The organism is Pedobacter jeongneungensis (genome assembly GCF_000633455.1).
Lineage (GTDB): Bacteria > Bacteroidota > Bacteroidia > Sphingobacteriales > Sphingobacteriaceae > Pedobacter > Pedobacter jeongneungensis_A.
On sequence record NZ_AYMG01000001.1, the window covers coordinates 236972 to 251525 of the forward strand.

Annotated in this window: 11 protein-coding genes; 6 read left to right on the forward strand and 5 right to left on the reverse strand. The window is 39.6% G+C overall.

The annotated features are described in order from the left end of the window. Nucleotides 1-71 precede the first annotated feature (71 nt). Nucleotides 72-2567 (reverse strand): M14 family metallopeptidase, encoded by a 2496-nt coding sequence (locus U859_RS0101030; RefSeq protein ID WP_025141588.1) that lies wholly within the window; start codon nucleotides 2565-2567, stop codon nucleotides 72-74. Between the two features lie 84 nt (nucleotides 2568-2651). Between U859_RS0101030 and U859_RS0101035 the strand changes: the two genes are divergently transcribed. Next, complete coding sequence (locus U859_RS0101035) at nucleotides 2652-3953, forward strand: UDP-N-acetylmuramoyl-tripeptide--D-alanyl-D-alanine ligase (RefSeq protein ID WP_029985334.1); 1302 nt, start codon at nucleotides 2652-2654, stop codon at nucleotides 3951-3953. A 309-nt stretch (nucleotides 3954-4262) separates the two neighbouring features. Here U859_RS0101035 and U859_RS0101040 read toward each other — a convergent pair whose 3' ends face one another. The 4 genes from U859_RS0101040 to U859_RS0101055 form a co-directional block, all read right to left on the reverse strand. Continuing rightward, nucleotides 4263-7121 carry a TonB-dependent receptor gene (locus U859_RS0101040; protein ID WP_025141590.1) on the reverse strand — a complete coding sequence of 953 codons (2859 nt, stop codon included), beginning with the start codon at nucleotides 7119-7121 and terminating at the stop codon, nucleotides 4263-4265. 165 nt (nucleotides 7122-7286) lie between these two features. Continuing rightward, nucleotides 7287-7778, reverse strand: coding sequence for a gliding motility lipoprotein GldH (locus tag U859_RS0101045; RefSeq protein WP_037505112.1), 492 nt, complete (start codon nucleotides 7776-7778; stop codon nucleotides 7287-7289). Then, on the reverse strand, nucleotides 7747-9288 hold the full coding sequence (gene ricT, locus U859_RS0101050; RefSeq protein WP_025141592.1) for a stage 0 sporulation family protein: 1542 nt from the start codon (nucleotides 9286-9288) through the stop codon (nucleotides 7747-7749). Before ricT ends, U859_RS0101045 begins: the two co-directional genes overlap by 32 nt. A gap of 1 nt (nucleotide 9289) precedes the next feature. After that, nucleotides 9290-10438 carry an ATP-binding protein gene (locus tag U859_RS0101055; protein ID WP_025141593.1) on the reverse strand — a complete coding sequence of 383 codons (1149 nt, stop codon included), beginning with the start codon at nucleotides 10436-10438 and terminating at the stop codon, nucleotides 9290-9292. A gap of 500 nt (nucleotides 10439-10938) precedes the next feature. On the opposite strand from U859_RS0101055, the gene ruvX reads away from it, so the two are divergent. The 5 genes from ruvX (at nucleotide 10939) to U859_RS0101085 (ending at nucleotide 14553) form a co-directional block, all read left to right on the forward strand. Further along, on the forward strand, nucleotides 10939-11355 hold the full coding sequence (ruvX, locus tag U859_RS0101065) for a Holliday junction resolvase RuvX (protein ID WP_025141594.1): 417 nt from the start codon (nucleotides 10939-10941) through the stop codon (nucleotides 11353-11355). Between the two features lie 7 nt (nucleotides 11356-11362). Beyond that, nucleotides 11363-12001, forward strand: coding sequence for an O-methyltransferase (locus U859_RS0101070; protein ID WP_025141595.1), 639 nt, complete (start codon nucleotides 11363-11365; stop codon nucleotides 11999-12001). Between the two features lie 161 nt (nucleotides 12002-12162). Beyond that, nucleotides 12163-12840 (forward strand): glucosaminidase domain-containing protein, encoded by a 678-nt coding sequence (locus tag U859_RS0101075; RefSeq protein WP_025141596.1) that lies wholly within the window; start codon nucleotides 12163-12165, stop codon nucleotides 12838-12840. 69 nt (nucleotides 12841-12909) lie between these two features. Continuing rightward, entirely contained in the window at nucleotides 12910-13752 is an 843-nt protein-coding gene (locus U859_RS0101080) for a glucosaminidase domain-containing protein (RefSeq protein ID WP_025141597.1), read from the forward strand. Nucleotides 13753-13800: 48 nt separating this feature from the next. Then, a complete protein-coding gene (locus U859_RS0101085) occupies nucleotides 13801-14553 on the forward strand; it encodes a hypothetical protein (protein ID WP_025141598.1) in 753 nt (250 codons plus the stop codon). Nucleotide 14554 lies beyond the last annotated feature (1 nt).

Sequence of the window (14554 nt, forward strand, 5' to 3'; positions counted from 1 at the left end):
TATTTCATTAAAAAAGAAAACGGCCTTACAATTTAATTGCAAGGCCGTTCAATTTTTATTTGTGTTAAATTCTAATAGCTACAAAATAAAATATTGCCAAAGAGGGTTTTTCCTCCTTCCCAGAAGTTTCTGAACAGGGGGTCGTTAGCCAGATAAACCACCTGTCCGCGGCCAAAATCCTGCACACCAATGAGTAATCCGGTTTTAAGCTCTTCGCGGGCTTTTTTACCCACTACACCAGCCATTAAACTTTTATCATTAATTAAACCTACATTCCAGCCTTTGGCAAATGGTTCGTAAATCTTTCGATCGGTTTTTAAACTATAGTAAGTTTTGCCCAAACCATAAGAGAATGGGTGGGTAGCATCAAGGTTAATCTTATAAATGGCACCAGGTATGGTGGTTTCGAAATCATCTCTGTCCTTATCTTTAAAAAGAAGTTTGTTTGCTTCGGGTTTTTCGTCTTTTTTAACTGCCGCTTCTTTCTTTTTAATATCGAATCCTTTTTTCTCCAGCACACTTTCAATGGCATCTTCCATTAAAACCAGCTTACCACCTTTATTTAACCATGCGGTTAAGCCATCACCAATAAAAGGAGAGTAACTTCCATCCGGCAGGATAAGTGTATTGATTTTATTGATGTCTAAATTATTGATGTCTTTAGTGTTGATAATACTCGGCGAAAGGTTTAAATCATGTTCCAGGAAAAACCAGGCTTCACCGAAAGCTAAAGATGAGACCTCCATGCCCGATACGATTGCAATTTTCGGTTGTTTTAATAGCGGATAAACATTAGAACCAAAATCTTTACCTTTTTCTACAAAACCACTACTTACCGCCTGAATGGGTTTATCAAGCATTTTGGCAATAAAAGCAACTTTATCTTTTACACCTTTAATCGATCGCTCATTTTCAGCCCGCAATACAATCAATGTTCCTGCAGGGTAATCTTTACCATTAACAGAAAAGGGCTGATCGGCCTGCCTTACTTTTATATTTTCTTTTTGCAGGGCTATTAAAACATGGGCATCTTCGTTTGTTCCCCAGTTAAATAGCCAGGCCAATGGCTTCTCTACTTCTGTATTCACCAATTTGGTTTCTTCTAATGAAGAAAACTTGCCTTTTATGCTTTCTTTACTGGCATAACCCTTTAAACCATACACATAGGGGAGGGCCCAGGCCGTAATATCATACGTATTAGAATCGGTTACAAAAGTTTGTGGTTCTAATAAAACATTAGCTAAAACTGCTCTCGACTGCTGAACATTTACGATTAAATCATTTCGGCCAATGGTAAAGTTTTCTTCTTTTTGGGTATCATAATCGTAAGCTTTTCCAGTTTTATCTCCACCATAAGCAAATTCGATCTTATTTTTGGTTAAGAGTTCTGCCAGTTTTTTCAATCGTGACAGGTTGGTTGGCTTAATAATATAACTTTTATAAATACCTGGAGCATTAGCCATTTCCTGTTGGAAATATTTTTTATACTCCTCTAAAAGTTTATTATGATTTAAAGAAGTTACTTCGAGCGTCGACATTCCTGTAGTAAAGTGGTGTGCGATACGGTCTTTTAGGGTTAAGGTATCGCCATCATTGGTTACTACCGATAATCCGGCCCTGATGCCGCCCTGCTCGTAAGTCATACCGATTGATCCATTATATAGGGGGTAGGTATCGCCATAAGAAGGGTAAAGCAGGTCGAAACGTTCTTTGGTAAAGTATTGCCAACCTTCTGCATCAAAATATTTAGCATTGTTTTTACCCACAACCACCTGAAAACTTTTTTGCCAGGGCGTAATATCCTGATGTACCGGTTCTGCAGCTGGTGCAAAATAATAAGGTTCGTTATAACTTTGTTCATGAAAATCTACATGTACCTGAGGCATCCATTGGTTATATAATGCTAACCTTTGCTGACTTTCGATCTGCGTTTGCCAGGCCCAATCGCGGTTCAAATCGAAATAATAATGGTTTGGCCTGCCACCCGGCCAGGGCTCGATATGTTCTCTTGAAGATGGATCCGAATTAGGTGTTTTACCTACCACACTGTTAAAATAATTTACATAACGGTCTCTACCATCCGGATTTAAACAGGGATCGATTACCACAACCGTATTTTTTAACCACTCGGCAGCTGGTTTATTCGTGCCCGATACGAGTGTATAAAGCATTTTCATCGAAGTTTCAGTAGAATTTGCCTCATTGCCATGTACATTATAACTCAACCAGAGTATGGTTGGCTGTTTGGTTAAATCGACACTGGTATTTGTACCTGTAGTTAAAGCAAGATTATTATTTCTGATCTGCTCCAGTTTATCTATATTTTCTGCTGAAGAAATCACGGCTACCATCAGCGGCCTGCCTTCGTTCGTTTTTCCATACTCTATCAGTTTTATATTTTTAGGAGCGGCTGCGGCTGTTTGCCTAAAATAATCGGCTACTTTATAGTGCGGGGTAAAGTGCGCGCCAAGCGCATAACCTAAAAAATCGTCAGGAGATTTTAGTTGGGCGTGTACAAAAAAAATGGAACCAAAGGAGATTAGGCAGAACGTTAACAGTCTCTTCATGTTAAAATAATTTTACCTAATGTACTAATTTTGTTTTTTGTTGTTGCTAAAGCTTAATTTTACATCATATTTTTTACGATAAGCATGATTACAACCGAAAAATTATACGATTACTACCTGGAAAACCCTGTAATTTCTACCGATACAAGAAACATTAGCCCAGGTTGTATCTTTTTTGCGCTTAAAGGAGATCTTTTCAACGCCAATGAATTTGCTGTCCAGGCAATCGAAAAAGGGGCAGCTTATGCTGTAATCGATGAAGAAAAATATGCCCAACATGAGAAATGTATACTAGTAGAAGATGTGTTAAATACTTTACAGGATCTGGCACGCCATCACCGTAAACAATTAAATATCCCGGTTATTGGTTTAACAGGTAGCAATGGTAAAACCACCAGTAAAGAACTGGTAAACGCTGTTCTGGCTGAACGTTATAAAACTTTTGCCACCTTTGGTAACTTAAATAATCACATTGGTGTTCCATTATCAATTTTATCCATCACAGATGATGTGCAGATTGCGGTAATTGAAATGGGCGCCAACCACCAAAAAGAAATAGAACTCCTTTGCACCATTGCACAACCTACACATGGCATTATTACCAATGTGGGTATGGCCCATTTAGATGGTTTTGGCGGATTTGAAGGGGTAAAAAAAGGCAAAGCAGAACTTTACGCTTACCTCAAACAAACCAATGGTTACACTTTTATTAATAGAGATAACAATAATTTACTCGAAATGAGTGCTGTTGCCGGATTAAATAAACTGATTTATTATGGAACAGAAAACGGCAACACTATTAAAGGGGAACTAAAAAGCAGCGATCCTTTTATCGAAGTAGACTGGACCAATCATGAGGTTTCATCAGCGGTAAAAACCAATTTAACAGGCAGTTATAATTTCGAAAACATTCTTGCGGCTATCTGTATAGGCGATTTCTTTGATATGAGCCCTGATGAAATTAATGCAGGTTTATCAAACTATCAGCCCAAAAACAACCGTTCGCAGTTAACCCAAACAGAAAAAAACACGGTAATCTGCGATTTCTATAATGCCAACCCCAGCAGCATGACAGCTGCGCTGAAGAACATTGCGGTGTTATCGGCCAATAAAAAGGCCGCTATTTTGGGCGATATGTTCGAATTAGGTCCTGAATCTCTTGGCCAGCACGAACTCATTGCGAAACAAGCCACTGAAAGTGGTTTAGATCAGCTCATTTTTATCGGGAAGGATTTTTATACATTTAAAGACAATTTTAAAGGTACATTTTTCGAAACCCCAACCGAAGCAGCCACATATTTACAGGAAAATCTGATTCAAGATCATTTAGTATTATTAAAAGGATCACGAGGAATGAAACTGGAAAGTTTGCTGCAGTATTTGTAGTTTAAATCTCTTAGAGCATTACCATTAGTTTAAACATATAGGCTGTCTGTCAAAGACCTTTCAATAATTGAAGTAAAAATATTTTCTTCGACAGTCTACCAAAGACAGATTTTAACAGAATGGTCGTCATCTCGACTGTAGCGCAGCGAAATGGAGAGATCTTTGAACTATGTTTAAAGATTTCTCCACTGCGGTCGAAATGACGATCCTCCCGACCTTTCATCACAACTCCTTTATCTTCTTTGGCTTCCGGGAATGACGATAAATCGATATTAAAATTCTTTGAGACAGCTGCTCAACTCAATATCCTTAAAATGTACAGGCAATTTTGCCATATACATACCTGCCACTAAAACCAAACTGACTAACAGCCCTTGGGTACAAGAACCTCCCATTAGAAGTATTGTCTAATCCGCCTGAATAATTACTGGTAGAAACACCGCTGAGGTTGTTTTCATTATTCCGGGGATCAATGTATAATTTATCGGGATAAACATCGAAAATATTATTCGCGCCTACGGTTACAGACCAGGTTTTGCTTGCTGCATAACTTACAGAGAAATCAGTTACCCATTTCGGAGCAAAAGTTTGATCCAACTGCGTTGGCAAACCATTGGCAGGAAGGTTTGGATCGATGGCATTTAAGTAAGTAACCTCTCCAAAACGAACCGTTCTGGCAACAAGCGATAATTTATTTACATTATACGTTGCGGTGATATTCAACTTGTTTTTAGGTACAGAGCTTTCGAAACGTGAGCGTTCCAAACGATCGAATAATTTAGCTTTTAACGATGCGTCGCTTTCAATTTTATCAGACCCCTGGATACTTCTAACCACAGTTTTGTTCACATTACCGGCAACACTTAAAATTAAACTACTTTTTGCACCAAGGTTAAATCTATTGGTTAAAACCACGTCGATTCCTGCGGTATTCGTAGTAATGGCGTTAGTGAAAAACTGTACACTATTAATCTGCGCCAATGGATCTACTGTATTTAATATCTGGTTCACTACGCCGGTTGGTACCAAAACACCGCCAGAGCGTTCGCGGGCATACTGACTGGAAAAAACAATCCGGTCGCTGATATCGATGTTATAAGCATCAATGGTGAAAGTAAAAGTTTTTGCAATTTTACCGGCCAAACCTAAACTTCCAGATTTAGAAATTTCTGGTTTTAATGCTCCAACACCAAATTGGGCAACAATTGGGTTCGCATTATTTACCGTTAAAACCTGAGTAGCGTTGGTTCCTACAAATTGTGTACTCTCATTATTAAAATACTGTTGGTGTAAAGATGGTGCCCTAAACCCAGTGGCATAAGCCCCACGGATGGAAACATCTCCAAAAAGTTTAACCTTACCTGTGAATTTATAAGAGAAGTTTGAACCGAAATCGCTGTAGTTTTCATATCTGCCTGCGGCTTCTAAGGTTATCCTTTTCCCAAATTCAGCTTCAAAATCGGCATAAGCGCCTACGTTGTGTCTCGATTTATCCAAAGCATTACTCGGCTTAAATCCAGGGAATACCTGTGCGCCAGATGCGGTAGGGGATGTCCCGATCAATCTTCCTCCATTTGAATAGGATAAAAGCTCGCCTTCTTTGATCTGGTAATTATCTATCCTGAACTCTCCGCCAAAGGCAGTATTCAATGAAGTTAAAAATCCACCCTCAAAAGTGTGCTTTTTGTTTATATCGAGGTTACTGGTATTTTGTCTGAATAGCAATTCTCCTGCGTAAAACGAAGTAGGACTTGTTCCTGTTGGCAAAGAAGCATTAACCGTATTATTAATATTAAATGCTATTGTATTTTCTCCACTGGTATTGCTAAGGTCATAGTCCCATGTACCTATTTTACCTCTTAAACCTGCAGAAAATGAATAATCATTGATCTTTGTATCGATAAAAGGTAAAAATCCGTTAGGATAGATGGATAAATCTATTTGCGTGGTTTGTGTTGGCAAGCGATAAAAACCGGCTGCACTACCCGTTTTATGCGTAAAGCCTGCTGCATAATATAATTGAGTAGTTTTTCCAAAATTAAACTGTCCGTTTAAGAATCCACCGCCGTTTTTAGAATCAGAATTACCCACGCGCATATTATTTCTGTCTAAACCATTTGCAGCCGCCCTTGCATCATCAGCCGCTTTTAAACTGGCAAAACGGGCCTGAAAAGCAGCTTCGGTTTCTGTCGGGCCTTTGGTTGGGCTTGCAGAATACAATAATGGCCGGGTATCTAAACCGCCACGGTTGGTATATCCGCGTTGAAGATACTGTGCTGCAAAATTGATGAAACCTTTATCATTTTTAAATGCCCAGCCCTTGCTAAAATCAACCTGAAAAGTTCTGCCATCACTAAAATCGCGACCTAAAGCACTTGATGAAGATTGACCAAAGGAACTAGAGAAACTATATGGAGTTACCTTTTTTAATACAATGTTGATTACTCCGGCAATGGCATCCGAGCCATATTGTGCCGCAGCACCGTCACGTAAAACCTCAATCCGTTCAATTGCCGAAACCGGAATGGAGTTTAAATCTGTACCAACAGAACCACGTCCGAAAGTACCGTTAATGTTTACCAATGCGGTGGTATGCCTGCGTTTGCCATTTACCAGCACCAAAACCTGATCAGGCCCCAGGCCACGTAAGGATGCAGGATCGATGTGATCGGTTCCATCAGAAACCGTTTGCCGGTTTGAGCTAAAGGATGGCGCCACGAAATTCAAAATTTGTGTTAAATCTGTTTGGGCAAATACCTTAACGTCTTTTGTAGAAATCAGATCCACGGGGACAACACTTTCGATGTTTGTTCTTGGCGCTGACCTTGATCCCACCACAACTACATCACTTAATAATTCCTTTGTATCCTGCAATGCAAAATCCATCGTTTTTACAGTATTATCGATCTGAACAGCGACTTCAGCTGTTTGATAACCCGTAAATGAAATCCGGATTTTGTAAGCACCCGCTGCCGGGAACTTTAAGGCATAAAGGCCATTTCCATCGGAAGATGTACCAACTTTTGATCCAACTACCTGAACAGTAGCACCCGGAATAGCTAATCCTGCAGAATCCGTAACCTTACCCTTTAAGCCCTGGGCAAGCAGATGATTAGAAACAAACAGTAAGAGGAGGATTAGGGAGTTTTTGAATAATATTTTTATCATAGTTCATAGGTTTATAAACAATAATAACAATTTTATTACAAAGTTTTAAACAGCAACTCACTGATAAAGAATAAAATACTAAAACAATATACCTTTTCTGTAGATAACTAAAGACAAAAGATCTAAATATTGTGAAAATTAACCCCCATTCAAGGAAATAAATATTTATTGAGCTAAATCAACCAAAACACCAACATCACTTACTTCCAAAAGCGGATTATCGCGCATATTCTGCTCAATTTCGATCTCAAATTTACCATTTCGTGGAAAATGATAATTGGTAAGCATAGGCAGGGTGTAACTAAATACATTTCCAGAGCCGCTTCCTAACCATTCGCCGTCATTTTTAGCCAGTTTATATTGATAACGCCTTGTTACCATCTTTTTGCCGTCTTTGAAATGAGCAAGGATAAAAATATTGGCATATTTATAATCAGCAGTATGCCTAAGCTTAAAATAAATATTGTAGGCCCTGGTATTATCCTTAATCTCAAACGGCGTTGAAATATGATTACGGTAGGTCCACCTGCGATCGGCAATTTCAATATTACTATCAATTACACTGGTCGTACAGCCAACAAAAAGCGAAGTGATCAATAAAAAAGCAAGCAAAAATACTTGTCTTTTATTCAGCAGCAGGTTTATTTTCTGAGCCATTATTATTGTTTCGGCGGTTATTGTTTTTCCTACGGTTATTTCTGTTCTTGTTTTTGCTTTGCTCTGGCTTAGCGCCTTCTGCAGCAGCACTTCCTTCTACATTTACAACAGGTTTTTGTGCTTGCGGTTGCTGCTTTGGTTTGTTATTTTGAGGCTTTGGGCCGTTAACATGCTGAGGTTTCGGTACGGTTTGTTGAGGCTTCTGACCAGCATTTTGTTGTGGTTTTGGTCCGTTAGGCTGTTGTTTTCCACCTTGCTGAGCTTTTTGTACACCCTGTTGAGGCTGCTGTGGTTTATTATTAGGCCCTGCATTTTTTTCTCCGGCAGGAACTCTTTCCCTTTTATTTTGGCTATTGCTTCGGTTATTTTTCTGGTTGTTGTTCCTGTTCTGGTTGCTTTTACCGCGCGAACGTTCATCTAAACGGGTTAAACTATCCTGACCAACTACATTTTCGTAATCGAACGATTTTTCTACCACAACCGGTGCTGCAATCTGAACGGCTTCTTCTTTTAAGTTAGGAGCTTTTTTGCCTGCCTTGTTCATCGCCATGATCTCTTTTACACGGGCAGCTTTAACCGGAATCCAGTTTTCATCGCCCTGGTAACTAAACCACATGATTTTTTTGAAAATATCGGTTTTCTGGTGACGGGCATAACCAGCCTCAGTATCAAGATTTTCTATTCTATCGGGAATATCTTTTAAAGCATCCAGATAGGTATCCAGCTCGTAGTTTAAGCAGCATTTTAATTTGCCACACTGACCGGCAAGCTTTAAGGTATTTAATGATAAGTTTTGATAACGGGCCGCAGCTGTAGAAACCGTTTTAAAATTGGTTAACCAGGTAGAGCAGCATAATTCGCGACCACAAGAGCCAATTCCGCCTAAGCGGCCAGCTTCCTGGCGCATCCCGATCTGGCGCATTTCAATACGGATACGGAAACTTTCTGCCATTTTTTTAATCAGCTCACGGAAATCCACACGGCCATCGGCTGTATAAAAGAAAGTGGCTTTGGTTTTATCTGCCTGATAATCCACATCGCTTATTTTCATCTGCAAACGTAAATCCAATGCCAGTTTTCGGGCTTTGTGCATGGTTTCCCATTCCATTCCCTTGGCAGCATTCCATTTTTCTACATCGGCCTCTGTAGCTTTACGATAGATTTTTTTAGTTACCTGATCGAGCGCCGTTTTACGGCGTTTCATCTGGATGCGGACCAATTCGCCCGTAAGCGAAACGTGCCCTACATCAAAACCACCGGTTGGCCCTTCAACAGCAACAAGTTCCCCAATTTCGAGGTAGATGTTATCATTATTGAGGAAAAACTCTTTACGCGAGCCTTTAAATTTGATTTCGGTAACCTGAAAAGGTTTATAATTAGAGGGCATATCCAAATTAGACAGCCAATCGTGAACTTCCATTGTTTGGCAACCACCGGTGCCACATGAGCCATTACTTTTGCATCCATTAGGGGTGCAACCACCACCTGTTGAACAACTTCCACATCCCATATTAATTGTATATATATTGAGTCCCCGCAGGGAGCGTTTTAAACTTGATAATTTTCACCAATTGTAAAGATACATCTAAAAACAGAATTTTTGGGTTTGCATTTCTTTCAATGTGGTAATGTGCCTTTTCCAGTTCGCCGATTATGGCCTCTGCCATAGGCAAGGTAAGTACATGCGTGCTGAGTTTTTTTGCCGTTTCGAAGGTAAGGGGCGGCAATTTCACCAATTCTTCAGCTCCGCTTAAAATCAAACAGCACTCGCGTAAATAATTTACACCGTATTTTAAAAAATTCTTCTGGTTTTCTCTTCCCCACTTGGCAGCCTCGTCGGTAAATTCGATCAGATCGGGCACTTTATTTCCAAAACCCATCCTTAACCAGGCCGTAAACGTACCCGAACTGTCGCTCTGGGTATCGGCAGCCAAAGCTTTTGCCTCAATTAAATTTCCATCGGCCAAAAAAGAATAATCAATGGCCTGATTTTCATTTAATCCACTGCTGTTTAATAAAAATCCGGTCACTTCTTCTGAAGATAATTTCGGGATCTTAACAATCTGTGTTCTTGATAAAATAGTGGTTAAAATCTGGTCCTGACTTTGCGCAATTAAAATAAACAGCGTATTTGCAGGTGGTTCTTCGATCAATTTTAATAAAGCATTACCAGCCTTATCCAAATATTCGGGCAACCACATAATTAAAACCTTGGTTTCGGCCTCAAAGGCTTTATAACTTAGTTTTTTTATAATATCGTGGCATTCGGCGATGTTGATATTGGCCTGTTTATTGGCTGCATCGAGTTTTGAGCGCCAGATGTCTATATCAAAATAAGGATCCTGCATTAACATGCCCCGCCATTCTTCCAGTACATCTACTGCAGTTTTTACGCTTGCGGAAGCAAAAAACGGGTAGGAGAAATGCAGGTCGGGATGGATCAAACGTTCGTATTTTCTGCAACTCGAACATTCGCCACAGCTATCATTTTCGCCTTTATTAAGACAATTAATGTATTGCGCATAGGCAATGGCCAAAGGTACAGCACCTGAACCAGCGGGCGACAAAAACAGCTGTGCATGGCTAATCCGGTTTTCTTTAACCGTTTGCACCAATTGTTGCTTCACTCTTTCCTGTCCTATGATTTCTTTAAACTGCATTTGGTGCAAAATAAGAAATAGATATGAGATTCACACATTCGTCATCACGTTCTTACTTTTGAAACACACTTTTGATGTAAACAAAGCTTGTAATTGTATTAACTTATTGAATCAATAATATTTTGAAAAGCAAGGTCTGGTGCGTTTCGGTTCCGAAAGTCCTGCTATCGCTTATTTAACTAAGTCAGTAATTCTTCCGGAATATCAAATAGTACGCTCTGCAACTTTACCCAACCGTACCTGCCTGTATCAACTAAACCTGATGGGAGCGGCAGCCCCGAAGCATGAGGGCTAAAGCATACAGCAGGACCGGACATACCTAAGTACTACAGGTTTTGCTTTCCAAAAAATGGAACGAATCAATTTTTAAGCCAATAACACATACATTACCAAAGTATTAACTCTTAGGCTTACCGATTATTTCAAAAACCTTACCTTTGGCTTTTATTTTTTTAAACTGTGGTAAACGCTTTACGCCAAACACCCAACGCTTAACATTTATGGCGCGAATCCTCGCATTTGATTATGGAACAAAACGCATCGGCATTGCAGTAACCGATCCTTTGCAGATTATTGCAACGGGCCTCGATACGGTACATCCGAAAGATGTGATCGAATACGTTAAAAAATATATGCTTACCGAGCAGGTAGAGGCTTTTGTATTGGGAGATCCAAAACAAATGGATGGTTCTCCATCTGACTCTGCACAACATGTAAAGGGTTTTGCCACGCTTTTAAAAAAGTCGTTTCCCGATATCCCGAGGCACTGGGTTGATGAGCGTTTTACTTCTAAGCTGGCACACCAGGCCATTATGCAAAGCGGGCTAAAAAAAATGGATAGAAGAGACAAAGACAGGGTTGATACCATTGCCGCAACCATCATTTTACAATATTTTATGGAAAGTAACCGTTTATAACCAACAAATGAGCCTGATAAACGACGATTTACAAGATTTATTAATTGCCTACTGTGAGCCTGAAAGCGAACTGCTACAGCAAATAGACCGCGAAACCAACCTTAAAGTTTTGATGCCACGGATGCTCTCCGGCCATTACCAGGGCAGGGTTTTGAGCATGCTGAGCAAAATGGTTGCCCCAAAAAGGATTTTAGAAATCGGCACTTTTACCGGCTATGCTACGCTATGCCTGGCAGAAGGGCTAACCAAAGACGGCCTGCTTTATACCCTTGATATTAATGAGGAGCTGGAAGACATGGTGCGCAGCAACTTTGCCAAATCAGCATATAACAATCAGATTAATTATATCCTGGGTGATGCTACCGCAACAATAGCTGGTTTAGACGAAGTTTTCGATATCGTTTTTATTGATGCCGACAAGAAAAATAACGGCACTTATTACGATCTGATTTTTGACCGTGTACGCCCTGGCGGGATTATTATTGTGGATAATGTACTATGGAGTGGAAAAGTACTTCAGGAGAAACAAGACAAAGACACCAGAAATATTACTAGTTTTAATGATAAAATAGCTGCAGATGAACGGGTTGAGAAATTAATATTGCCTGTTCGCGATGGTTTGTTTGTGATCAGGAAGTTGGGTTAATTGTAGAAACTGTTTAAATCGGTTAGTTGATTTATCAACGCCGGTTAAGCAATTAACCAAAAATGAAATGAATAAAGTTTAGCATATAAAAGATTGATCGGTTAAATTGTTTAATCGGTTAATCGTACAGTTAACCAATTAAACAATTTGTACAGTTAACCATGACTAAGAAGATTTTTACTTTTTGTTTACTGCTCCTATCGGGAATTATCGCCAGGGCGCAAGACACAGAAGAATATATTGCGGAGCATGTAGAATATGCACAAGGTTTAATGCATGATCATAAAATTCCGGCGAGCGTTATTTTGGCTGTTGCCATACATGAATCAGGTGCCGGAAACAGTAAAATTGCACAACACCTCAATAACCATTTTGGTGTAAAAGGGCCTAACAATAATGCAGAAATCCGTTCTTCGTACCGCGATTATTTAAATGCGGACGAATCCTACAGTCATTTTGTAGAGATTATGGAAACGCGTGAGCCTTTTAATGACCTTTTTGCAAAATACGATCAATACGACTACAGAGGCTGGACTTACGGCATCCGTCGTTGTGGTTATGCAATCAGTAGAAGCTGGGCCAGTCAGGTAATTAGCCTGATCAAAAAATATGAACTCTATCAATACGACGAAAGACCCGAAGGATATGAAGAGCCAGTTTATGCCACACCAGTCCGTCACCACACCAGAAGCAGAAGAACAACAAAGGCCTATACTGTAAAATCGGGCGATAACTTAAGTATTATTGCAAAAAAGAAAGGTACAACGGTTAAGAAACTCATGCAGAAAAACGGCATCAAAAAGGCAAATTTAAAACCAGGACAGAAGATTAAGTTTTGAGTCATGAGTCCAAAGTCGAACTTTACAGTTAACCAATTTAAACAATTAACCGATTAACATCACCATACAATGCGTTCATCCAATCATTTTATCTTATTAGCGGCAATCCTTATTTTTTTGAGCTCATGTGGTACGCGTAAGTTTTCGAAAAACAATAAACAGATCGAAAAGGCCGCCAATAAAGCCAATAACAATTCGTACAAAAGCTATAACACCCTAAGTTATATCGACGAATTTAAAGGGGTAGCAGTAGAAGAAATGAATGCAAACGGTATTCCGGCAAGCATTACTTTAGCACAGGGAATTTTAGAATCAGGCAGTGGAAACAGCGATTTAGCCAAATATGCCAACAACCACTTCGGCATTAAATGTACATCAGATTGGAGAGGAAAAAATTATTTCCGTGATGACGACCAGAAAAACGACTGTTTCAGGGTGTATAAAGATGCCCGCGAATCATTCAGGGATCATTCTGAGTTTTTAAAACGCAAACGTTACAGTTTTCTTTTCCAATTGGATAAAAACGACTACAAAAGCTGGGCACAAGGCTTAAAAACAGCTGGATATGCCACCAATCCGAAATATCCGGATCTGTTGATTAATACCATCGAAAAATACCAGCTTTACCAATACGATCAATCTGAAAGCGAAAAGCAAAAAATTGCCCGCGAGGACAGGGTTTTTACAGAAATTAACCAGAATATTCCACAGGAAAAAGCCAAATTTACACCTGTTGATACGCCTCCTCCGGGTGCAAAACCAATTCTTGCCGATGGCACCTATACCGTTATTAAAGGAGATACACTGTACAATATTTCAAAACGTTTTAATTTAACGGTCGATGAGTTAAAAATGCTGAACGGAATAACTACAGATGGAATTAAGTTAGGCCAGGTGCTTAAGGTTAAATAATGTTAAGTACAAACATTGCCTGCCGGATATTTGTAGTTTTGTAGTCTGATGAAGTTTTTTTTCACCCTTATTTTCGTTTTAGGCCTCTCAAAGCTGCTTTTTGCACAAACAAAACCTGTGCAGGGAATTGTTATTGATAAAGAAAGCAAACAGCGTTTGGCCAAAGTGTACATTTATAATATCCGTACCGGAGATGGTTTATACAACAATACAAAAGGAGAATTTAGCACTTTTGCTATCCCTGGCGATACTTTAGTGGCCGCTTTATCGGGTTATGGGGTAGATACTATGGTTTTCAAGGGCCAAACTGCCATGTATTTTCAGCTTAAAACTTTAGGAATCAGGTTGCGCGATGTAGTGATTCAGCGGAAGCGCTTAACACCACAGCAATTGTACGAAAAAAACGTACAGGAATACCGCTACCAAACTATGAAGGGCAGCAGTAAAGATTTATTAAACCTGGGCAATGGCGGGGTAGGTTTGGGGATTGATGCTATTTACAACCTGTTGAGCCGCCAGGGAAGAAATGCCCGTCACCTGCAGAAAATCCTCGAAAAAGATTACCGTGAAGATTTGATCGATTACCGTTTTAATGCCAACCTGGTTCGCCAGGTATTGGGTATAAAGGATGATGAACTGACCGATTTTATGCAGCAATATCGCCCAACCTATCAATTCGTACTTGATGCAACTGATTATTCTTTTAATCAGTTTATCAGAAATGCCTATAAAAGCTACAGGTTAAACCCGAAAGCGTTACAATTGCCTCCATTGCCTAAAATAACCATCGATAAGCTGTGAG